A 22,409-nucleotide genomic window follows, 5' to 3' on the forward strand; every position below is an offset into this window, starting at 1 on the left:
TGCGGCGTTTCGGCACCGGGAAAACTTTGCCCGCCCGCTTGCGCCCACCCGTATCTTTCTCTAAAGGCTCGCCATGAAAACGACATCCCATCCCGACACAGTTCTCATCGTTGATTTCGGCAGCCAGGTCACGCAGCTCATTGCGCGGCGGGTGCGCGAAGCCGGAGTCTATTGCGAAATCGCACCGTTCCAGTCGGCGGAAGAGGCGTTTGAGCGCCTTGCGCCCAAAGCGGTCATCCTCTCCGGCAGCCCGGCCTCGACGGTCGATATCGGCAGCCCGCGCGCGCCGCAGGTGATCTTCGATTCCGGTCTTCCGGTGCTCGGCATCTGCTATGGCGAGCAGACCATGTGCGCCCAGCTCGGCGGCAAGGTCGAAGGCAGCGATCACCGTGAATTCGGTCGCGCCTTCCTCGAAATCGAGGACGATTGCCCGCTGTTCGAAGGCATCTGGGCCAAGGGCACGCGCCATCAGGTTTGGATGAGCCATGGCGACCGCGTGACGGCAATTCCGCCCGGCTTCCGCGTTGTCGGCACCTCCACGGGCGCGCCGTTTGCGGCCATCGCCAATGAGGAGCGCAAATATTACGGCGTGCAGTTCCACCCCGAAGTGGTGCACACGCCGGATGGCGCGAAGCTTCTTTCGAATTTCGTGAACAACATTGCCGGCCTTCAGGGCGACTGGACGATGGCCGCCTATCGCGAGCAGGCCGTCGAAGCCATCCGCAAGCAGGTTGGCGACGGCAAGGTGATCTGCGCGCTTTCCGGCGGCGTCGATTCCTCCGTGGCCGCGCTGCTCACCCATGAAGCCATTGGCGATCAGCTCACCTGCATTCTGGTTGATCACGGCCTGATGCGTAAGAACGAGGCGGCGGAAGTCGTCGCCATGTTCCGCGAGCACTACAATCTCCCGCTCATCCTGGTGGACGCCTCCGACCGCTTCATCGGCGCTCTGGAAGGCGAGAGCGACCCGGAGACGAAGCGCAAGACCATTGGCCGCCTGTTCATCGAAGTGTTCGAGGAAGAGGCCAAGAAGCTCGGCGGCGCCGACTTCCTGGTGCAGGGCACGCTTTATCCCGACGTGATCGAGAGCGTCTCGTTCACCGGCGGTCCCTCGGTCACCATCAAGTCGCACCACAATGTGGGCGGTCTGCCCGAGCGCATGAACATGAGCCTGGTGGAGCCGCTGCGCGAGCTCTTCAAGGACGAGGTGCGCGTGCTCGGCAAGGAGCTCGGCCTGCCCGACAGCTTCATCGGCCGCCATCCCTTCCCGGGACCGGGCCTCGCCATCCGCTGCCCCGGCGGCGTGACCCGCGAGAAGCTCGAGATCCTGCGCTCCGCCGATGCGATCTATCTGGACGAAATCCGCAAGGCCGGTCTCTACGACGCGATCTGGCAGGCCTTCGCCGTGCTTCTGCCGGTGCAGACCGTGGGCGTTATGGGCGACGGACGCACTTATGAGTTCGTCTGTGCGCTGCGCGCGGTAACCTCGGTCGACGGCATGACCGCCGATTTCTACCATTACGACATGGAATTCCTCGGCCGCGCGGCGACCCGCATCATCAACGAGGTGAAGGGCATCAACCGCGTCGTTTACGACGTGACGTCCAAGCCGCCTGGCACCATCGAGTGGGAGTGATCCGGCCATGAACGCTTCGAACCCTGTCGTGATCTACGGCATCAAGAACTGCGACACGATGAAGAAGGCGCGGTCCTGGCTTGAGGCGCATGACGTTGCGCATGCGTTTCACGACTACAAATCCGCCGGCATCGACCGTGAGCGGCTGGAAGCCTGGGTCCGCGAGCTGGGCTGGGAAAAGGTTCTCAACCGCGCCGGCACGACGTTCCGCAAACTGTCCGATGCGGACAAGGCGGATCTCGACGCCGACAAGGCCGTCAAGCTGATGCTGGAGCAGCCCAGCATGATCAAGCGCCCGGTTCTGGATCTCGGCGATCAGCGCATCCTTGGCTTCAAGCCTGAAATCTACGAGACCGCCTTCGCCTCCTGAACGAAGGCGCACCGGCGAGAAAGACAAGGGGCTCCCGCACCGGCGAGAGCCCCTTTTTCATTCCGTTTCTCGACACGCAAAGCCGGTTTCTTGCCAATTCTTCATATAGTTGGGATACATTGGGGCTTCTATCCACGCGGCCGGGAGCTCCTTGCGCATGAAGCGGGTGATACTCACTCTGATTTCCATCGCGATCGCGGCCACCGTGGCGGTGATCATTCTGCGCCTGCTGTTCCCGCTTCCAGACATTTCCAATCGCGCGCCGGAAAAGACGATTGCGGTCGATCCCGCCACACCGCTGGGGCGGTTGATGGCGCAGGGGGCCTCAAGCCACCCCGGCAAAACCGGCGTTCTTCCGCTGGCCGATGGCAAGGATGCGCTGGCGAGCCGGCTCGCGCTGATCGAGCGGGCCGAAGTCTCCATCGATGCGCAATATTACATCTGGCATGACGATACGTCCGGCATCCTGCTTCTGGCGGCTCTGAAAGAGGCCGCCGACCGCGGAGTGCGGGTGCGCCTCCTGCTCGACGACAATGGCGTGCCGGGCCTCGACGGCTACATGGCCGCGCTGAACACGCTGCCGAATTTCGATATCCGGCTGTTCAATCCTTCCACGGTGCGCCGGCCAAAGCTCTTCGGATATACGTTCGACTTTTTCCGCATGAACCGGCGCATGCACAACAAGGCACTGATCGCGGACGGTGCGGCGGCGATTATCGGCGGCCGCAACATCGGCGATGAATATTTCCAGATCGGCGACGCCTTCTATGTGGACATGGACGTGCTGGCGACGGGCCATGTGCTGCCGCAGACGGCGGCCGTGTTCGATCAATACTGGAACAGCGCTTCCGTGTTCAGCGTCGAGACGATCATCAATGGTTCGGGCGATATGGCCGGCTTCGAGACGCGTGTCGCGGAGGTGGAGGGCAGCGAGGAAGCCCGCGCGGTTCTGGCCGAACTGGAAAGCAGTGCGGCGCGTTATGCCGGGGGCGGCGAGGCGCTCGAATGGACCAATGTGCAGCTCGTGGCCGACGATCCGGTCAAGGGACAGGGCATCGCCACGCGCGATCAACTCATGATCATGCGGCTGGGCGCGCTTCTCGGCGAAACGCGCGAGCGGCTTGATCTGATCTCGGCCTATTTCGTGCCGGGAAAGATCGGGGCCGCCTATTTCGGGGATCTGGCGCGCACCGACAGGCAGGTGAACATCCTGACCAACGCGCTCAACACCACGGATGTGCTTCTCGTTCACAGCGGCTATGCCAAATACCGGCGCGAGCTTCTGGAGGCCGGCGTCAATCTTTATGAGCTGAAGCTGCGTGGCGGGGTGACGCCTGAATCGGCGATCCAGTTGAAGCCGCTGGGGCTTTCGGGCGCGAGCCTGCACGCGAAGACCTTCGCGATGGATGGCGAGCGCATCTTTATCGGGTCGTTCAACTTCGATCCGCGCTCGGCGATGCTGAATTGCGAGATGGGTTTCCTGATCGACAGTCCGTCCATGGCGCAGCAGGTGAGCGCCGGCTTTGATGGTCCGCTCGATCTGGTAAGCTATCAGCCTGAACTCACACCGGAAAACAAGATGATCTGGGTAGAGGAGAAGCGGCAGGGCGATCCGGTAATCTATCAGGAAGAACCTGGCGCTACATGGTTCCAGCAGATTGCTACAGTTGTTATCGGCTGGTTGCCGGTGGAATGGCTGCTCTAGGCGGCCTCAAGGAGAGTAAAATGAAGAACTGGTTCTGGTGGTTGCTCGCGGGGATTATCTCGCTTGTCGGTGGTTTTATCGCGCTGGCCAATCCATTGGCCGCAACGCTCACGGCCGAGCTTCTGGCCGGCTGGGTGTTTATCGTTGTGGGCATTCTGACGATCCTGTCGGTGTTCAACGATCAGGGGTGGGGCGGACGGCTTCTGTCCATCCTGCTGGGGCTGGCGCTGCTTTTCGTTGGCGTGAGCCTGATCGCGAACCCGCTTGGCGGCATGGTCTCGCTGACCTTCGTGGTCGCTGCGATGCTTCTGGCCATGGGCGTGATGCGCATTTTCCTGGGCATTGGCGCATCGGATTCGCGTCTGCGCTGGATCATGATCCTGGCTGGCATCGTCTCGCTGGTGCTCGGTGGCATGATTCTCGCGAACTTCCCGCAGTCGGCGCTGGTCGTTCTGGGCATTTTCCTCGCCGTGGAACTGATCTCCAATGGCGTGTCCCTGATTGTGCTGGCGCTTTCCCGCAAAAGCCCGGCAGCGTGAGAGAGATAAAATGAAGCACTGGATGTTGTGGCTGCTGGCCGGCGTTGTGGCGCTGGTCGGTGGCCTGGCTGCCCTGTTCAACCTGAACTCGGCCTCGAACCTGACGATCACGCTGGGTGGCTGGGCGCTGGTCATCGTCGGCGCCCTTCAGGGCTGGGCAGCCTACAAGGCGAAGGACGTTCGCACGATGACCGGCGCAGGGCTGCTGGCGGCAGCCGCGCTTTTTCTCGGCGTGTCGCTTCTGTTCGGACCGTTTGGCGATGGCAGCATACTGCGCGTCCTGCTGGGTGTGTTCCTGCTCGCGTCGGGCCTCGGCAAGGTGTGGATGGGGCGCAGCCTGCGCGGTGACACGGTTTTCCCCGCGCTGCTCGTGGCGGGCGGCGTATCGGCCGTTCTCGGCCTGATCGTGCTCATGGGCCTCAGCCTCAATTTCGGGCTGATCGTTGCACTCGAACTGCTCGCAAGCGGCGCTGCACTCGTGCTTCTGTCGCTGCGTCTGAGACAACATGCTCCAAAAGGCTGATCCGCTTCGTGCCTTCACCACACTGGTCATGGCCGTCGTACTGGCGGTCCTGATCGGGTGGATACTGGTGGTCGGGAAATCGGTTCTGATGCCGATCTTCATCGCGATCATTTCCGTCTATGTCCTGCTCACCGCGACAGCGGCGCTTGCCCGGGTGCCGCTGATCGGCCTGTTGCCGGAATGGGCGCTCAGGGGCGTTGTTCTGGCGATTTTCGTTCTGGTGCTGCTGCTGCTCGCGAGCGTTATGGTCGGCACGGCAGAGCAGGTGATGGCGCGCCTGCCCGTCTACCAGAAGAACCTGACTGATATGCTGGAGAGCATATCGGCCCGTTTTGAAATCGAAGAGATCCCCAATCTCAGCACGCTGATCGAGACGCTCTGGGGGCGGATCAACCTGCAGCGGATTGCAGCTGTCGGCATCGGCTCGGTCGGCTCGCTGGCCGGCGTGATCTTCATGGCCGTGATCTATTCCACCTTTCTGATGGCCGAGCGTGGCGGCTTTGCGCGCAAGATCGCTGCTGTCCTGCCTCAGGAGCGGGCCAGCCAGACGCATATGATGGTGCGCGACATCAACCGCAATATCGGCGAATACCTTACCGTCAAAACGCTTGTGAACGTCATTCTGGGCGTCATGTCCTTTACGGTCCTCAAGCTGTTTGGCGTCGATTTTGCGCTGTTCTGGGCGGTTCTTATCGGCCTCTTGAACTACATCCCCTATGTGGGGTCGCTGCTTGGCGTGGTCTTCCCCGTGCTTCTGACGCTTGCGCAGTTCGGTTCGATCCAGACGACGGTTGTTGTTGCGATCCTGCTCACGGGTGCGCAGATGTGGGTCGGCAATTCTCTGGAGCCGCGCATGATCGGGCGGCGGATCAACATGTCGCCTTTCGTGGTGCTTGTGTCGCTTGCGCTCTGGTCGTCCCTGTGGGGCATTCCGGGCGCCATTCTGGCCATTCCGCTCACTTCGATGTTTGCAATCATTCTGGCAAACTTTGAGGGCACCCGACCGATTGCACTCCTTCTTGCCGAAGACGTGCAGGCGGTGCTGCAAAACGGCGAAGAAAAATGAGGATGATCGCGGAACTCTGGCGGGGGGTGCGTGCGGCCTTTTCCGACAGGAATGTTCTGAGCCTGATGGCTTTCACATGCACCATCGTTCTGTGTGCCGCGATCTTCTATTCCTGGGCTGAAGACTGGTCTTTTCTGGATGCAGTGTATTTCTCGGTCATCACCATCTCGACCGTGGGCTATGGAGACTTCTCGCCGCAAACCTTTGCAGGCAAGATGTTCACCATCGTCTATGTGCTGATTGGCCTCGGTGTCTTCGTGGCCACGGCCACCACCGTCGCCACTGCCATCCTCTCCCATCGTCTCAAGGATGAAGACGGGGCGGACAGGAAAAAGCGTGCAGGGCGCACAAAAAAACGGCCCTGAATGTCAGGGCCGTTTTAGCTGGGAAACAGACAATGTTGCATCAATCGCTGACCACCGTGCGGTTGACCAGGTTCAGGCGACGGTCCGGACCGACGATGTAGATTTCGCGGTAGTGGGTACCCCTGTTGTAGAAGTCATTGAAGGTCACCGAGCCGACCGGGGTGTTGTCCAGCGTTGACATGCTGGCTTCGTAATTCAGGCTTCCCTTGATCGGTTCCACGGCGACTGAAGGTGCGGCGAGAAACAGCGTTGCCAATGCCGTCAGAATGAGGGTTTTCATAACGACCTCCCTGTAGATGGTGATTTTTTGCGGACTTCGGCGCGATCCTACGCATGCCGAAGCGCGGAGTATCGCAGGGCGGGCGATCACTGTGAAATCAAGTGGTTGGGATCGAAAGTCACGCAGCTGTGACGCAATCGCCATTGCAAAATCCGTATCAGCAAAAGCCGGTCTTCAATTCCCCAGAGGTATCACCGGCAGATTGTCGATGAGGCGTGTTTCACCCAGCCAGGCGGCGGCGAGCAGTCTTGCGGGTTGATCGACGCGCTCGATCGGAAGCAGGGTTTCTGCGTCCCTCAGATCGAAATATTCGACACGGTCGAAACCGGCAGCTTCCAGTGCCGAACGCGCCGCCTCGAGCGCGGGCGCGGCCATCATGCCAGAGGCGAGACGTTCGGCGGTCTCCCGCAGCACATTGGCGATGGCGGGGGCCGTGCGGCGTTCTTCCGGCGTCAGGCGCACATTGCGGGACGAGAGGGCAAGCCCGTCGGCCTCGCGCACGGTCGGGCAGCCGATAATCTCTGTCGGGATGTTGAGGTCGGCGACAAGCCGGCGCACCACCAGAAGTTGCTGATAATCCTTTTCGCCGAAGAGCGCGCAGTCCGCGCCGCTTTGCAGCAGAAGCTTGCTGACCACGGTGGCGACGCCGTCGAAATGTCCGGGGCGGTGCGCACCGCACAGGCCCTCGCTCACGCCGGACACCGAAACGGTGGTGGCGAAGCCGTTGCCATACATTTCCTCAACCCCGGGCGCGAACAGAACATCGACGCCGAATGGCGCAAGCTTCGCCGCGTCGTCGGCCTCGGTGCGCGGATAGGCTGCCAGATCCGATGCGTTGTTGAACTGTTTGGGATTGACGAAGAGCGTCACGATCACGCGTTCCGCGCGCTCCCTGCCGGCCCGCACCAGGCTCAGATGGCCTTCGTGCAGCGCCCCCATGGTGGGCACCACCGCTACGCGCTCGCCGGCGCGCCGCCACGTCTGAACCCGGTCGCGCAGATCGGCAACGGTGCGGAGAATGCTGAGGCTCATTCGGTCTTTCCCTTGTGGAGCGCCGGGGCGGTGTCTGAGAAAACATGTTCGGCGGCGGGGAAGCGCCGGGCGCGCACATCGCTTGCATAGTCGGCAATGGCTTCATCCGCTGTCTGACCGAGCTCAGCGAACCGCTTCACGAATTTCGGCCGGAACGTATCGAACATTCCGAGCATGTCGTCGACGACGAGGATCTGGCCGTCGCAGGACGCGGATGCGCCGATGCCTATCGTGGGTATGGGGGTGGTGGCGGTGATCCGGTCGGCAAGTGCGGCCGGCACCTTTTCAAGCACCACGGAAAACGCGCCGGCGTCCGCCACGGCTTCCGCGTCACGCAGAATGTGGAAGGCGTCATCGCCGCGCCCCTGTACCTTGTAGCCGCCGAAACTGTTCACCGCCTGCGGGGTCAAGCCGATATGCCCCATGACGGGAATGCCGTGGCGGGTGAGGAAGCGGATGGTCCTTTCCATCGTCTCACCGCCCTCGAGCTTGACGGCGGAACAGCCCGTTTCGGCCATGATGCGGGCGGCGTTGCGAAATGCCTGCTCCGGCGATTCCTCGTAGGAGCCGAAGGGCATGTCGACCACGAGCAGAGCGCGTTCCACGCCCCGCCGTACGGCCTTCCCGTGCATGATCATCATGTCGAGGGTCACACCGAGCGTGCTTGGCAGGCCATGCAGGACCATGCCCACGCTGTCGCCGACAAGGATGATGTCGCAATGCCTGTCCACGATGCGGGCGAGGGGCGTGGTGTAGGCGGTGAGGCAGACAAGCGGCTCGCCCCCCTTTCTCGCCAGAATGTCAGGCGGGGTGAGAGCTGCAGTTCTTGCGGTGGCGCTCAAGATACTCCTCCCTTCGCTTTCGCCAGACGATCCGGAAAGGGTCGCATCCGTGCGATAGCGAGAGGGATATGACACAGTTTTTCGCAGTTGCGAAGGCGTGAGGCGCAGATTCGCGAATGTCAATCGCCATTGAAGATGTCGGGAGATGTAAGGGTTTGCGCCAGATCACCCGGTGCGATCGGTTGGCCGGCGAGCACGGTCTGGGCCGCTTTCAGGCCGCCGGTGATGCGCCGCAGCATCGGGGTGGGCCCGAGCGTATCAAGCGGCAGACCCCATTGTCCCTTGCCGGGGGTGCGCTGCGGCCAGACCTTCAGTTCGAAGTAGCGCGCCGCCTTCCGGTCCACGTCGCCCCAATACTGGATCACCGTTGCATTGGGAGCGCTCTTGGCGATCCAGCCGAGATCCTGAATGCCCAGCCGGGGTTCGTCATGCGGCCGCTTGGCAAGAAGGATGGCGTCCCAGCTGTGTTCGAATATCTGGTTGGCGTGGGCCACGACAGCCACCTGCGCACCGGCCCGGCGCAGGCCCTGTTCCAGATTGTCGGAGAGGGGATTGTCACAGATGAGCACGATGTCCGCATCCTCCAGCGGAATTTCGGCATCCCTGAAAAGCGCCTGGCAAAGCGCGCTCTGGTATTCCCTGCCGCCCACGAGGGGGTGGGATTCATTGACGGCGGAAATGAGCACCTCATGTTCGAGACAGGCTTCCACATCCACCTCGCCGGTCAGCGTCATCCATGCTTCGTGGAGAAGCGCCACGGCCGAGTGTTCGTGCATGCGCTCGATCAGGGACCGTGTGATGGGGCGAATGGATGGGCCGTTCACCAGAATGTTGGTGGTTCGACAGGTCTCGTCGTCTATGCGCTCTTCAATGGAGAGGGCGTCCGCAAGTCCGGCGGCTTCGGCCAGCGCACGCGTTGCGTCTGCTGCTTCTTCTGCAGGCTGGAAACGCGTGGCGGGCGGGGTGATGGCGGTGACGGCGCTCGCCCCGGCCATGAGTGCGATGGTGGCGGTGGCGGCCAGAAGCCCGTTGTCGACGGGAACCACAACGCGCATTCCCGACAGGCTCAGCTCGAAGGTTCGAATGTTCTCTTCGATGAGCGCGAGCATGTCGGCTGTGTCGGTTTGTTGAGTTGCGCGTTCTGAACTGCCACTGCTTGTCATGAGAATTCTGCCCGGTTCACCGACCTTTCCTGGTCCGCCGTCCGGTGCCTGGTTGGCCGACACCGGCTCACTGCCATCGTTTCGCATATCCTCCCGCTCCCCCGGTTCGCTCCTCTCCGTTTGAACCGGGAGACATCCCTCGCCATTGTCTCGGCGTGACGATCCGGAGCCTCGTTTATCTATTGCGTCAAGCCTGAGAACCTCCCTGAAAACCTCAATGAAGGCGGTGGCTTAACACCCAATGAATTGTGTTGTGCAATGCCTGCAACTGCCTGAAATCATAAAAGCCCGCGCGCGCCGTGCAGATAGAACGTTGGTGCAAATCCCCTGCGCTTAGGTCTTATGCCTTTCATCTTGTCAGCGTATCGGCGGTTCTCCTCTAATCATTTTGAAAGGCATGGCCTGGACGCCGGTTCAGTGGCGCAGTTCTGGTCGCGCCAGCGTATAGGACGGTGTCTCGTCATGGTCGGCGACAAAGCTCTGCGCCATCAGCCGAAGCTGCCCGACAAGGCCGATCTGGCGTTGCAGCGCCGCCATGCGCCGCGTGCAGGTTTTCATGGCGCAGGTCATGTCATCGATCTGCGTGGAGAGCCGTGCCTCACGGGGGTGATCCTCGAAACGCTCCTGCGCAAAGGCGGCGGTGGCCGCCACGCGCTCGCAGCGTTCCTTGAGGCCCTGTCGCTCGTGCCGCAAAGCCGCCTCAAGCTCTTCGAGGTTCGCCAGAAGCTGCGCGAACCGCGCCGCATCGCTGTCCCGGTCGGGCTCTGTGTTGCGTATGCGCAGAGCTGAAAACATGGTCCCGTCACGCTCCGTTTCTCAAATGGGTGTCCCGTTGCATCTTCACGCCGGCAGGCCTTGGATGAAGCGGTGTGCGCGGGCGTCGCGCCGGCATCGGCGAAACGGGCGCGGGCTTTCGCCGTGCGATCTCGTCATCGATGATCTGCTGGAGACGCGCCTTGAAATGCGTGTCGCTGAAGCGTTCGGCATGCTGGCGGATCAGGTCTGGCCGGAAGGCGCTCTCCATCGCTTCGAAACGATGTACGGCGTCGATCAGCCCGGCCTCGGACTGGTCTTCGAACAGAAGGCCGGTTCGGTCGGGCACGATGGAATCGAGCACGCCGCCACTGGCATGGGCGATCACGGGTCTGCCGCTCGCCATCGCTTCCACGGGCACGATGCCGAAATCCTCGGTGCCGGGAAAAACGAGCGCCCGACAGGTCGCCAGCATCTCCTTCAGTTGCGGGAAGGGGGCGCGGCCGAGGAATGTGATCGTGGGACCGGCAAGCCGCTTCAGCGCCTCTGTCTCCGGCCCTTCGCCGATGACGACAAGCTTGCGCCCCATAGTGGTGAAGGCGCGCACGGCCAGATCCACCCGCTTGTAGCCGACGAGCTGGCCGGCAACGAGATAGTGATCGCCAAGATTTGCAGCCGGCGCGAAATCATCGACGCTCACCGGTGGATTGAGCACGGTTGCGCGACGCCGATAATATTTCCCGATCCGGTCGGCCACATGGCGCGAATTGGCGACAAATGCGTCCACGCGCGCGGCGGTGGTGACATCCCAGGCGCGCAGCGCCGGCGCGATCCACGGCATCATCAGGCGGGCCAGCGGCCCGGCATTGGCGCGGTAGAAATGATAGTGATCCCACACATAACGCATGGGCGAGTGACAATAGCAGACATGGGTTGCCTGCGGCCCCGGCGTGATGCCCTTGGCCGGGCCGGATTCACTGGAAATCACCAGGTCGTAGCCGGACACATCAAGGCTCTCCAGCGCAAAGGGCATCAGCGGCAGAAGCGACTGGTAGTGGCGACGCGAGCCCGGGATTTTCTGCAAAAACGAGGGGATGACCCGGTGCCGCCGGATCTTCTCCGAAACCCGGCTCTCGTCATAGACCAGCGTGAAAATGTCCGCATCGGGATACATGTCGCACAGGGCTTCGACGACCTTTTCGCCTCCACGCATGGAGACCAGCCAGTAATGGACAATGGCGACGCGCACGGTGCTCCTCCCGGATTTGTCTTCCGGGATATTGCTGTGAAAGCGTACGCGCGGGCACGCCGACAATACGGTTTAAGGCATGTCTGAACGAGGGAGCGTCACGCGCAAACGGGCTAGGTCATCATCCGATCGGACGGTTGCAAAGGGGCGAGGCTGCCCGCTCTGCCTCAAAAGCCCAATGGGCTTAGACGCCCTAGCCGAAAGGAACTAGCCGCACAGCATTTCAACCGAATTTACCTGACGCCGTTTCGCCCGATGATCGACGGTGGGGGAGGAGGTCTCGCGTCTTCCCCGGAACCGTATCAATCCAGAACCGCATCTATTCGGAACGGGCAGGATGAAGCAGCGCAGCATCAAGTGCACAGTCTCCACCGACCATCTGTCAGGGCGCGTCATCGCGGCCCTCATGCTTCTCCTCGCTTCCCTTCTTATTCTCCTGCCGGGCAATCCGGCCCGCGCTTCCGAGGAGTTTCGGCTCCTGCCGCAGACGCGGGTGAAGATCGCCGTGGTCGAGTGGGTGGAGGCGCAGGGCGAATATCGCGAATGGACGGCGCTCAATGGCGAATATGCGATCTCGCCTTCGGGCCGCATTGCGCTGCCTCTGGTCGGTCCCGTGGAGGCCGAAGGCCGCACACCGCAGGCGCTGGCCGGAGAGATCGCGGCAGCGCTTCAAAAAAAGACCGGTCTTCTCGCGCCACCCGACACCACGGTGGAGGTGGTGCGCTATCCGTCCGTGTTCGTCACCGGCAGCGTGGAGCGGCCGGGCGAGTTCGAGTTCAAACCGGGTCTCAGCGTGCTGCAGGCGCTCGCCATGGCGGGCGGACGGGTGCGCCGAACCGACCAGTCGGGCGGCTATTCGGAGCTTGAACAGATCCGTTACGCCGGTGAGATCGGCCGTATCGACCTCCAGCTTCTCCAGCTTTCAACACGCCGTGCACGCCTTGAGGCGGAGCTGGTGGAGAACGCCGAGGTCGATTTCGAGACGGCGTTGCAGGGCCGTCCGCTGGCGGGTCATGCAGCCCAGTTCGTGCGGGACGAGCAGGCCATCTTCGAGGCCCGGCGCAATGCCTATCAGCGTCAGCACAATTCGCTTTCGGAGCTTGGAACGCTCTTCCGCGAGGAGATCAAGATCCTCGGCGAGAAGATGGTCGCGCAGGACCGGCAGATCCAGATCGCCCAGGACGAACTCGGCAATGTGGCCCAGCTCGTCAAGAAGGGCACGGTCACGAAATCGCGCGAAACCGGGCTTGAACGCATTGTGGCGGATCTGCAGGCAAGCCGCCTGGATCTGGCGGTCGCCTCGATGCGCGCGCAGCAGCGGTTGAGCGAGACCGAGCGCGATGCGCTCAGCCTTGAAGGCGTGCGGCGGACCGAAATCGGCGCGGAACTGCAGAAGGTCAATCTGGAAATCGACGATCTGGAACTGCGTCGCGGGGTAACGGAGCAGCTTCTTCAGGCAACGGGCGCTTCGCTCCTGCGGCGCGGTGAGCGCGCGGTGGAGCAGCAGCCGCTGCGCTTCAGCGTGTTGCGTGGCGGCGATCAGGCAATGCGGGTCGAGGCAAGCGAGACGACGCGTCTGGAGCCGGGCGACGTTCTTGACGTGCAGCTTGATCTGCTGCGCGCCGCAACGCCGCGCGCTTCGCTGGAAAACGGAATCATGCAGGCGCAGTCGCGCTAGGCCGCCGTGCCTTCAGGCGGCGCTACAAGACGGGGCGGTACAGGACATGGTGGTGCAGGAAATCAGAAAGCTGACCGGGACGGACATGGCGTCCAGGGAAAGCCGGCAGCAACAGGACTACATCTCATTCCGCGACATATGGGCGTTTCTGCGCCGGCATTTCTTCATCCTCGCGCTGGCCTCGGCTGCGGGGCTTGCGCTTGGTGCGCTCTACATCGCCAAGACCCAGCCCACCTACACCTCCATCGCGCGCATCGTGATCGACCGCGAACAGGCCCGCATCGCGTCGCAGGATGCTTCCACCGGCACCATCATCATCGAGACGGCGGAAATCGCCAGCGAGGTGGAGATCGTCAAGTCTGAGGCCATTGCCCGTTCGGTGATCAAGCAGCTCAACCTGACCGAAGATCCGGAGATACAGACCAGCACTTCCTGGCGGTCTGCGGTGCGCGGTGCGATCTCCGCCCTGTTATCGGTGTTCGATCAGGGGGATGAAGGCGCTGCGGCGGCGGGCGAACCCGATGAAGAAGACATCATGCGCCGCACCATGGCGGGTTTCCTCGGGCGCGTTTCGGTTCGGCGTGTGGGTCAGTCCTATGTGCTTGAGATCGGCTACACCTCCACCGATCCGGTCAAGGCGGCGCGGGCGGCCAACGCCATTGCCAACACCTATATGCAGTCGAGCCTCGACGCGAAATCGCAGATCATCGCGCGGGGTGCGCAATGGATCGAGGACCGGCTGGTCGAGGTCGGCCAGCAGGCGCATGAGGCCGCACTCAGCGCCGAGGAATACAGAAACCGCAACGACATCGCGCAGGTGGGCGCATCCGGTCTCGATCAGCAGCAACTCACCGAAATCAGCAGTCAGTTGCTGTCCGCGCAGGCGGCAAAAGCGGGTGAGGCCGCGCGGCTTGCCACCATCAACCGCATGCTCACCGGTGAACTGCCGGACAGCTATGTCGGCGAGGCGTTGGGCAACACCGAGATCAACCGGTTGCGCAGCGAATTAGGCGCCGCGCGCACCCGGTTTGAGGCGCAGCAGACGCGCTATGGCGCAGAAAGTGAGCCGACGCTTGCGGCCAAGGCCGAGATCGCGCGTCTTGAAGGTCTCATCACCACCGAGCTGGTGCGCATTCAGGGGGTCTACAAATCCAATCTCGACACGGCTGAGGCGCGCGAACAGCTTCTTCAGGAGCAGCTTGATGCGATCAAGGGCAATGTGTCGGAAAAGAACCTCGCACGGGTCGAACTGACGGAGCTTGAGAGCCGCGCGACCACCTATCGCCGCATGTATGAGAGCGTTTTGCAGCAGCTCATCAGCACATTGCAGAAACAGTCCTTCCCGATTGGTGATGCGCGCATGGTGACGGCGGCCACGCCGCCGCTCGCGAAGAACTGGCCGAAGACGACCCTCATCATGCCGATGGCGCTGATGCTTGGCTTTGCCGGCGGGCTGGGGCTTGCGGGCCTGCGCGACGTGCTCGACCGTCGCATCAGCTCCGGCGAACGGCTGGGGCGCGAACTGGGCCTGCCCACGCTTGGCTATGTGCCCTTCACGCGGTTCCAGGCCCCCGGCAGCAAGGGCGCGCTGCGCTTCGTTCTGGATGCGCCCTATTCGGGTTTCTCCGAAGCGCTGCGCGGCGTGAAAAGCTCCATAGACGCGGCCTTTCCAGCAGGCGGGCCGATTGTGGTTGGCCTCACCTCGGTGGGGGGCGGCGAGGGCAAGAGCACCATTGCGGCCAATCTCGGTCAGCTCTACGCCAATGAAGGGCTGCGGGTGGTGCTGGTCGACGCCAGTTTCAAAAAACCATATCTCAGCATCCAGGCGACCAGTGCAGGCCAGAAAGCCGGACTTGCGATCTTTAGCGATGATGTGGAGGCGGACACGCCTGCCGATGGAAAACGCAAGGGCGACAAGCAGGCCCGGCACGATGAGGCGCCGATCCTTCCCGTCCTGACCGTCGACCAGATCCGAAAGGCCGCGCATCCGGGGCACCGCTTCGGCCACCTGCCGGCGCTGAAGAAGAAGCTGGAAGAGCTCAGGCACGACTATGACGTGATCATTGTCGACCTCTCCACCTTCGCAACGTCCGCCGATGCGCGCGCGGCAAGCGCCTATGTCGACGGCATTCTTCTCGTGCTTGGAAACCGCCGCAACATGACGGTGGAGTGGCTGGCGAATGCGCTTGCCACTTTCGGCAAGTCGCGCGTCGGCATTCTGGGCGTCGTCTTCAACAAGCGCAAATCGGGGCAGTGGTGGCGACCTTCCAGCAGAAACACGGTCGGAGCAGGAGAGCATCATGGCGTTTGAGTATCTTCATGGACGCATGAACTGTCGGGTGGCCGTGGGCATCGCGACCACCGGCCGGAGGCCGATCCTTCATTCTGTCCTGCCGCATCTCATGCACCAGTCGCAGCCGGTCGATGAGGTCGTTATTTGCGCGGCTGCCGATGATGACGTCGATCCCGCCGCACTTGGCGCGCTTGGCGCACTTTCCGGGCGAACCCGCGTGGTGTTCTCGGATCGCGGGCTCTGCCGGCAGCGAAACCGCATTCTTGAATGCGTCGGCGAGGCCGATATCCTGCTCTTTCTGGATGACGATTTCCTCGTCGCTCCCTCCTATGTGGAAGAGACGGTGCGCATCTTCCGGCAATATCCGGATGTGGTCATGAGCACGGGAACGGTGGATGCCGACGGCATTCTGGGGCCGGGCATCCCGCTGGAAGACGGGCTGCGGATTATCCGCACCCGGTCGGACGTCCCGCCGAGCGGCGGCGAGCAGCCGGTCTATAACGGCTATGGCTGCAACATGGCCATTCGCATGTCGACGGTGCGTGGCTATGGGCTGCGGTTTGATGAAAACCTGCCGCTCTATGGCTGGCTGGAGGATGTGGATTTCAGCCGGCAGCTTGCGCGCCATGGGCGCATCGTGCGCTCACAAAGGCTGCGCGGGGTGCATCTGGGCACCAAGACGGGGCGCACATCGGGCATCCGGCTTGGCTATTCGCAGATCGCCAACCCGGTCTATCTGATGCGCAAGAAGACCATGAGCCCGCGCCATGCCGCGCCGCAGATCATGCGCAATCTCATCTCCAACACGGTGAAGATCTTCCGGCCAGAACCCTGGGTGGACCGGCGTGGCCGGCTTTCGGGCAATTTGCGCGCGCTGGCGGATCTCGTGCGTGGCCGGCTTGCGCCGCAAAACGTCACCGTTCTGGAATAGGAGCCAGCCATGCGTCCGGGACGTGTCGTCATCATCAATGACAGGTCAGCCGAGATCGGTGGCGCATCCAACCTTTCCTGCCTGTCCGCGCGCCTGCTGCGCGAGGCCGGCGTTCCGGTCACCTTCTTTGCCGGCGACAGTCCGCCTGAGGCAGGCCAGCCAGACGCGGTACATCTGGGCGACAGGCCGCTCGTGGAGCGCGGGCGGCTCGCGGCCTTCGCCGGCGGGCTTTACAATCGCAACGCCCATGCCGCACTCAGAGGCTGGATCGAGGCACACGACCGACCCTCGACCATCTATCACGTGCATGGGTGGTCGAAGATCCTGTCACCCTCCATTTTCCGCGCGCTGATGCGGGTGCGCGGGCGTGTCGTGCTGCACGCGCATGACTATTTTCTGGCCTGCCCGAATGGCGGCTTCATCAACTACCCGATGGCGTCGGTGTGCAAGCTTGCGCCCATGTCGCTGCGCTGCCTGACCACGCAATGCGACAAGCGCGGCTTTCATCAAAAGGCCTGGCGCTCGGCACGGCATATGATGATGCAACGCTTCTTCGCGCTTCACAGCCAGCCGGCCAATATCGTTCTCGTGCATGAGGCGATGCGGGATTACTTTGCCCGTTCGGGCATCGATGACAGCCGCATGGTAACCATCCGCAACCCGGTCGAGCCCTTCCTGCGGTCGGGCGCGCGGCCGCAGGCGATGCGTGATTTCTTCTTCGTCGGGCGGCTGGAACCGGAAAAGGGCTTTGAAGACGCGGCACAGGCTGCCCGTCTGGCAGGCGTCCCGCTTCACGTCATCGGCGAAGGGGCAGGGCGCACCGTTCTTGAAAACCGCTATCCGGAAGTCACGCTGCACGGCTGGTGCAACCGCGCCCGCATCGCGGAGCTGATGCGCACTGCGCGCTGCGTGGTCATTTCCTCGCGTGTGCCCGAGCCGTTCGGGCTGGCGGCGCTCGAAGCGGTGGGCAGCGGCATTCCGGTCGTGCTGCCCGGCCACGCGCTTCTGGGGCGGGAGCTGACGCAGGCGGGCGCGGCCTTCACCTTCCCGACCGGCGGCATCGAGGCGCTGGCCGCCACGCTGCGCCGGCTTGCCGATGATGACGGGCTGGTCGCGGCGATGAGCGACGATGCGCTTGCCGTCGCGCCGCTCATCGCCAACACGGCGCAGACGTGGCTTTCTGCGCTGCTTGCGCTTTATGGCAGCGTGCTGGAGCGCGCCAGTGCAGAGCACGGACGCCGCATTCTGCGGGCCACGCGTGCAAAGGCCGCCGCAACCGAAACAGGGCGTTCCCTCCATCGCACAAGTCTGGAGCGCTAATGCTTTTGGCCAGCCGCCCAGCAACTCAAATGATGCCGATTAGACCGGCGGCTTTGCGGGGGTAGGGATGGTCCGATTGTTCGGTGGATTGCACCTAAATAGCGCCGTCCACTACCCCGATGGAGTTATATCACGCGGTTTGCGCGGCTTTATAATGATCGACGGCGAGGCACACAGAACAACACCCAGGGGCGGGTTCATGCTGTACGCATACGATAGTTCCGTAAAACAGGAATTGGAGCTGCGGAAAGTAAGACATTTCCGCTCCTATTTTGTTTTCAAGAGAACATTCGACATCGTCTTCAGTATTCTTGTTCTCTTTTTTCTTTTGCCGGCTTTCGCCGCGATCTCCCTGTGCATCCTTATCAGCGATGGAAGGCCGGTCTTCTATCGGCAGAAGCGCATCGGCCGCGACGGGCGCGTTTTCGACTGTCTCAAGTTTCGCACCATGCGGCGCGACGCCGACCGGCTGCTCAAGGAGCTTCTGGACAAGAATCCGGTGCTTCTTCAGGAATGGCGCGCCTGCCAGAAACTGCGCGACGACCCGCGCATCCATCCCATTGGCCGTTTCCTGCGGGTTTCGAGCCTCGATGAGCTGCCGCAGTTCGTGAACGTGCTGAAAGGCGAGATGAGCGTCGTCGGGCCGCGCCCGATCGTGGAAGACGAGATGGTGCGCTATGGCGAACGCATCAATGATTATCTGCTGATGAAGCCGGGCATCACCGGGCTGTGGCAGGTGTCAGGCCGCAACGACACGTCTTACGACAAGCGTGTCAGCCTTGATGTGCACTATTTCCAGAACCGCACGACCTGGCTCGATCTCAAGATCGTCTGGCGCACGGTCGGCGTGTTCCTGTTCGATCACAATGGTTGTTAGGGCGTTTCCTACGCAATTCCGGACGGAAAACCGGTTCCCGCTTTTCCTGGAATTGCTCTGGCGCAGAGCGCACACGGGAATTCTAGAGGAGGTAGAGAAAGACAACGGCCAGCCAGACGACAAGACAGAAGGCAATAACAATCCAACGCGTGGCGATCTTTGCGCTGATCGCCTTGAAGGGCCGGGCCAGGAAACCCTGGTTCATCTGGTCTTCTTTACTCGCGTCTCGCACTGTCTGCTCGTTGTTCGCCGAAAAGCACCAAAGCTGTAACCGCTCACGAGGAACCACAACCATCTGCAGCCCCTGTCTCAACGCCGGGCCGCACCGAGATCGGGCATCGAAATCCATGCAACCGCACTTCCGATTTATGCACCGCCAGAGACGGCGAATCATCGATCATTTCCAGGAAAGCGTAGCTGATGCGCCCGCGCAGGTGAATAGCGGCAGGGGGAACCTCTGGTGAAACCGGATCACAAACCTCGGCAGGATGACACACAGCCTGCCGGCTTTCTCGGTCTGCCGCTCTCCACATTGCTGGGTGGCGGGGTCTGGGTCATGGTGGCCCGGCTGTTCGCGCAGGTGGCGCAACTTGCCGTTTTCGTGGCTGCCGCCCATGTGCTGGAACCGGCCGAATTCGGCCTCTTCGCCTTCGTGTCGGCCATCGCGTTTCTGCTGGTCGTGGTCAGCGAAGGCGGGTGGGCCGAGTTCATCATGCGCTCCGAACATGGCGAGCAAAGGCTTCCCGAGCTTGCGGCAATCGCACTCCTGAGCGGCAGCGGCTTCACGCTGCTTGGCCTCTGGAGTGTTCTGATCGTCGGCGGGCTCTGGTTCCCGGTGTGGCAATCCTGGCTGTTCGCGCTCTTCACACTGTGGTTCGTGCCCGCCGCGCTCAACACGGTCTATGACGGCACGCTGGTTCATCGCCATATGCTCAACCGTCAGGCGATCATCCGCATGATCAGCGAGGCGGGCGGTCTGGTGGTGGCGCTGTTCGGCCTCTGGGCGGGCTGGAACATCGTCGCGCTGGTAATCGGTCGTCTTGTCACGAACCTCCTCAATGTCCTTGGCGGCATCTGGGTGCTGGGCTGGATCGCACCACGCTTGCCGGACCGCAGCGTGCTGGCCGAAGTGATCCACTTCGCGCGCTACATTGTGAGCGTCCGGCTCATCGTTTTCGGCCGCGCCTATTCGGGAACGCTGCTTGTGGGCAGCCTGCTTGGCCTTGCCGATGCGGGCTATTACCGGGCGGCCGAGCGCATCGTCGCTGCCTTTTCCGAACTCGTCGGCGAGCCGGCGCGTCTTCTCGCCTGGGTGATCTTCCGCCGTGCCGGCAATCAGGATGCAGGGACGGGCGACGATGCTATCACGCGGACGGGCAACGTCTTCCTGCCGGTGCTTTTCGCCGTGGCTGCCCCTGTCTATGTCGGCCTTCTTCTGGTGGCGACCAATCTGGTGGATGTCGCGCTTGGCAGCGGCTGGGCGCCGGTGGCGCTGGTGGTGAAGATCCTCGCCGTTCGGCAATTGCTCATGTTCCAGGGTTATGTGACCGAACCGCTGCTTTCGGTGCGTGGCGAGGTGAGCCGGCTCTGGCCGCTCTCGCTGATGATCAGCGTCACCTCCATCGGCATGATGGTTGCGCTTGCGCCTTTCGGGCTTGTCTATGCGGCGTTCGGTCAATGCGTGGCGGCGGCCTTCGCCGGCGGGCTCTCGATCTGGTATCAGGCGCGCTATGGCCGGCTCGACTGGTCCCGCATCGCGGCCAATAGCGGTCTGATCGGGCTCGCCGCCGCGGTCATGTTCGTGGGTGTCTCGTCGCTTGCGCACTGGCCGGCCGAAGCGCATCTGCCCAGCTATTCGCAGATGGCCGTTCAGGTGCTCGTCGGCGCACTGATCTATCTGAGCGTTCTCTATGCAAGCTGGAAATGGACCGGCTGGCTGAAGTCCGAAGGCTAGAGGAAACCCCGGCAGGGGTTTTCAGCGCAAGAGCCGTGCTTTCAGGTGGTCTGCCAGCCGCAGGGTCAGCGCGAGGATCATCAGCGTCGGGTTCGCATGGCCGGGTGTTGGAAAGACGGAGCTTCCCGCCACATAAAGCCCTTCGACGCCATGAATTTGCGCATTGCGGTCGACCACGCTGGACGACGGGTCTTCGCCCATGCGGGTGGTGCAGGCGGGATGCGCCATGTCGGCAAAGGGCGCGTGTTTGAAGTCTTCATCCAGAACCCATTGTTCAAGGCCTGGCTGCGGCAGGCCCACCCGCCAGAATTCCGCCGAGATCAACTCGGCAAGCCGCGCCACGCTGGCCGTTTCCGCCCAGCCTATCTTCCAGTTGACGCGCGGCATGGGGATGCCAAGCGGATCGCGCCGCGATGAAAGCGTCACCCGGCTTTCGCGGTTGGGCCGTTGCTCGACCATCGCGTCGAAGCGCAGTTCCGTCATCTGGCGCGGCAGGCCGCGTTTCATGATGAGCCGCCGGTGCAGGCCAGCTGCCAGCCCGCCGGGCGCGGCAAGGGCCGTGCGCAGATCGCCGAGCCGAAGCCGCTGCCTGCCTGCATAAAAGCGCTTGAGCGCCACCCACGGGTCGGTCGGTGCAAGCATCTGCACCGGATAGGTGGCGCAGTTGAGCAGCCCTTCGCGGGCCTGAAGACGCGGGCTCAGCGCAAGTCCGCGCAGATAGAAATGCGTGCGGTGATTGTGCGTCAGGCCGTAAAAGCCGAAATGCTCGGCCACGTCCTGCAGCGTGTCCCTGCCGAACCGCGCGATCACGGTGCGCGGATGATCGGCGAGATACCGACCCACGCAGTCGCGCTCATTGCCGATGCCCTCTTTCGCCACATCGTTCGAGGCAAGCAGAAGCCGTGCATTCTCGATGCCGCCGCAGCACAGAACCACCTTGCGCGCCCGCACGCTCGCCTCGACGCCCGAAAGGCTCTTCAGGTCGAGCGTCTCGATCCGCCGTCCATTCTCGGAAAGGCCGATGCGGGTGACGGTCGCATGGGTGAGGATGTCGATGTTCTTCGCCGTCAGCTTTGCCGCGATATCGGCAAAACGCAGCGGCTCGCTGCTGCCCGCCCTGTGGCTGAACTGCCAGAAGAAGGTGCGCACCAGATCGTCGTTCAGATCTATTTCGGCTGGCGGCGAGACCAGCCGGTGATAAAGCGCCCTGTCATAGATGTTGGGGCCGAGATTGAGCAGTTCCGCCGCGCGGTCCAGCTCGCCGGCGAGATCGCGGCGCGGAAAGGGCCAGCCGGAGCCGGGAACCCATTTGCGCATGTCGAAATCGATGTCATCGAAGGCGGCGCATTTGCCCACCCAGGTGTGGGTGCTGCCGCCCACCAGCCGGTTGCGCAGTTCGAAGGCGGGAATGTCGTTGAGCCAGGCGAGATCACCCGTATAGCCGCGCTGGAGCGGCATGGCGTCCCGCGCATTCGGGTCGCCCACATTTTCCACCCGGTTCAGCGTCTGCGCGTCCGGGTCGAAATCCGTGCCGCCGCTTTCGATCAGCAGAACCTTTACGGGCGTGTCGGCAAACTCGCGGGCAATCGCCAGCCCTGCCGGTCCCGCGCCCACAAGGGCGAGATCGGCTTCGAACTGAGTGCCGGAAGGCATGGTTCGCAAGTCTGTATCGGACACATTGCCACCTGAGAGGGCGGCTCAGCCATGGACAAAACGGCTTGCCGCGCCGTGAAAACCCCGCAGCAAGGCTAGCAAAAACACGGCCCAGGCCGAATTCATCCAAATTGCATAGAAGGGGCTACTTGCTAAGGGTTTTGGCCATGGCCGGGTAGG

General features: G+C 62.6%; 21 protein-coding genes. 13 read left to right on the top strand and 8 right to left on the bottom strand.

Going from position 1 to position 22,409, the window contains the following annotated elements:
* Window positions 1-73 precede the first annotated feature (73 nt).
* From guaA to DEJ54_RS10080, 7 genes are all read left to right on the top strand, one after another.
* Window positions 74-1,636 carry a glutamine-hydrolyzing GMP synthase gene (gene guaA / locus DEJ54_RS10050; RefSeq protein ID WP_113154442.1) on the top strand — a complete coding sequence of 521 codons (1,563 nt, stop codon included), beginning with the start codon at window positions 74-76 and terminating at the stop codon, window positions 1,634-1,636.
* A gap of 7 nt (window positions 1,637-1,643) precedes the next feature.
* Entirely contained in the window at window positions 1,644-2,006 is a 363-nt protein-coding gene (locus DEJ54_RS10055; protein ID WP_113154443.1) for an ArsC family reductase, read from the top strand.
* Window positions 2,007-2,163: 157 nt separating this feature from the next.
* The gene (locus tag DEJ54_RS10060) at window positions 2,164-3,711 is read left to right on the top strand and encodes a phospholipase D family protein (protein WP_113154444.1); all 1,548 of its coding nucleotides are present in this window, start codon (window positions 2,164-2,166) and stop codon (window positions 3,709-3,711) included.
* A 20-nt stretch (window positions 3,712-3,731) separates the two neighbouring features.
* Complete coding sequence (locus DEJ54_RS10065) at window positions 3,732-4,250, top strand: HdeD family acid-resistance protein (RefSeq protein ID WP_224873405.1); 519 nt, start codon at window positions 3,732-3,734, stop codon at window positions 4,248-4,250.
* Window positions 4,251-4,260: 10 nt separating this feature from the next.
* Window positions 4,261-4,773, top strand: coding sequence for an HdeD family acid-resistance protein (locus DEJ54_RS10070; RefSeq protein ID WP_113154446.1), 513 nt, complete (start codon window positions 4,261-4,263; stop codon window positions 4,771-4,773).
* Window positions 4,757-5,839, top strand: coding sequence for an AI-2E family transporter (locus DEJ54_RS10075; RefSeq protein ID WP_113154447.1), 1,083 nt, complete (start codon window positions 4,757-4,759; stop codon window positions 5,837-5,839). Before DEJ54_RS10070 ends, DEJ54_RS10075 begins: the two co-directional genes overlap by 17 nt.
* Window positions 5,836-6,204 (top strand): potassium channel family protein, encoded by a 369-nt coding sequence (locus DEJ54_RS10080; protein WP_204360789.1) that lies wholly within the window; start codon window positions 5,836-5,838, stop codon window positions 6,202-6,204. Before DEJ54_RS10075 ends, DEJ54_RS10080 begins: the two co-directional genes overlap by 4 nt.
* Before the next feature lie 40 nt (window positions 6,205-6,244).
* Here the strand turns inward: DEJ54_RS10080 and DEJ54_RS10085 are convergent, their stop codons facing one another.
* From DEJ54_RS10085 to DEJ54_RS10110, 6 genes are all read right to left on the bottom strand, one after another.
* Window positions 6,245-6,484, bottom strand: a complete 240-nt coding sequence (locus DEJ54_RS10085) for a hypothetical protein (RefSeq protein WP_113154448.1) — start codon at window positions 6,482-6,484, stop codon at window positions 6,245-6,247.
* A 174-nt stretch (window positions 6,485-6,658) separates the two neighbouring features.
* The gene (gene panC, locus DEJ54_RS10090) at window positions 6,659-7,516 is read right to left on the bottom strand and encodes a pantoate--beta-alanine ligase (RefSeq protein ID WP_113154449.1); all 858 of its coding nucleotides are present in this window, start codon (window positions 7,514-7,516) and stop codon (window positions 6,659-6,661) included.
* Window positions 7,513-8,358: a 3-methyl-2-oxobutanoate hydroxymethyltransferase gene (gene panB / locus DEJ54_RS10095; RefSeq protein ID WP_113154450.1), complete on the bottom strand. Its 846-nt coding sequence runs from the start codon at window positions 8,356-8,358 to the stop codon at window positions 7,513-7,515. Before panB ends, panC begins: the two co-directional genes overlap by 4 nt.
* Window positions 8,359-8,477: 119 nt before the next feature.
* Window positions 8,478-9,467, bottom strand: coding sequence for a hypothetical protein (locus tag DEJ54_RS10100; RefSeq protein WP_113154451.1), 990 nt, complete (start codon window positions 9,465-9,467; stop codon window positions 8,478-8,480).
* Window positions 9,468-9,935: 468 nt separating this feature from the next.
* Complete coding sequence (locus DEJ54_RS10105; protein ID WP_113154452.1) at window positions 9,936-10,316, bottom strand: hypothetical protein; 381 nt, start codon at window positions 10,314-10,316, stop codon at window positions 9,936-9,938.
* 7 nt (window positions 10,317-10,323) lie between these two features.
* Window positions 10,324-11,523 carry a glycosyltransferase gene (locus tag DEJ54_RS10110; protein WP_113154453.1) on the bottom strand — a complete coding sequence of 400 codons (1,200 nt, stop codon included), beginning with the start codon at window positions 11,521-11,523 and terminating at the stop codon, window positions 10,324-10,326.
* A 337-nt stretch (window positions 11,524-11,860) separates the two neighbouring features.
* Between DEJ54_RS10110 and DEJ54_RS10115 the strand changes: the two genes are divergently transcribed.
* The 5 genes from DEJ54_RS10115 to DEJ54_RS10135 all read left to right on the top strand — a co-directional run bounded on the left by DEJ54_RS10115 (window position 11,861) and on the right by DEJ54_RS10135 (window position 18,622).
* A complete protein-coding gene (locus DEJ54_RS10115; RefSeq protein WP_113154454.1) occupies window positions 11,861-13,201 on the top strand; it encodes a polysaccharide biosynthesis/export family protein in 1,341 nt (446 codons plus the stop codon).
* 46 nt (window positions 13,202-13,247) lie between these two features.
* Entirely contained in the window at window positions 13,248-15,512 is a 2,265-nt protein-coding gene (locus DEJ54_RS10120; RefSeq protein WP_113154455.1) for a polysaccharide biosynthesis tyrosine autokinase, read from the top strand.
* Window positions 15,502-16,425, top strand: coding sequence for a glycosyltransferase family 2 protein (locus tag DEJ54_RS10125; protein WP_113154456.1), 924 nt, complete (start codon window positions 15,502-15,504; stop codon window positions 16,423-16,425). Before DEJ54_RS10120 ends, DEJ54_RS10125 begins: the two co-directional genes overlap by 11 nt.
* Before the next feature lie 9 nt (window positions 16,426-16,434).
* Window positions 16,435-17,745: a glycosyltransferase family 4 protein gene (locus DEJ54_RS10130; protein WP_113154457.1), complete on the top strand. Its 1,311-nt coding sequence runs from the start codon at window positions 16,435-16,437 to the stop codon at window positions 17,743-17,745.
* A gap of 199 nt (window positions 17,746-17,944) precedes the next feature.
* The gene (locus tag DEJ54_RS10135; RefSeq protein ID WP_113154458.1) at window positions 17,945-18,622 is read left to right on the top strand and encodes a sugar transferase; all 678 of its coding nucleotides are present in this window, start codon (window positions 17,945-17,947) and stop codon (window positions 18,620-18,622) included.
* A gap of 82 nt (window positions 18,623-18,704) precedes the next feature.
* Here DEJ54_RS10135 and DEJ54_RS10140 read toward each other — a convergent pair whose 3' ends face one another.
* Window positions 18,705-18,971 (bottom strand): hypothetical protein, encoded by a 267-nt coding sequence (locus tag DEJ54_RS10140; protein ID WP_113154459.1) that lies wholly within the window; start codon window positions 18,969-18,971, stop codon window positions 18,705-18,707.
* Between the two features lie 111 nt (window positions 18,972-19,082).
* On the opposite strand from DEJ54_RS10140, the gene DEJ54_RS10145 reads away from it, so the two are divergent.
* Window positions 19,083-20,576: an oligosaccharide flippase family protein gene (locus DEJ54_RS10145; RefSeq protein WP_113154460.1), complete on the top strand. Its 1,494-nt coding sequence runs from the start codon at window positions 19,083-19,085 to the stop codon at window positions 20,574-20,576.
* Between the two features lie 21 nt (window positions 20,577-20,597).
* On the opposite strand, the gene DEJ54_RS10150 is transcribed toward DEJ54_RS10145, so the two are convergent.
* Window positions 20,598-22,253: a GMC oxidoreductase gene (locus tag DEJ54_RS10150; RefSeq protein WP_113154461.1), complete on the bottom strand. Its 1,656-nt coding sequence runs from the start codon at window positions 22,251-22,253 to the stop codon at window positions 20,598-20,600.
* Between the last annotated feature and the right edge of the window lie 156 nt (window positions 22,254-22,409).

The organism is Nitratireductor sp. OM-1 (assembly GCF_003296175.1).
GTDB lineage: Bacteria > Pseudomonadota > Alphaproteobacteria > Rhizobiales > Rhizobiaceae > Nitratireductor > Nitratireductor aquimarinus.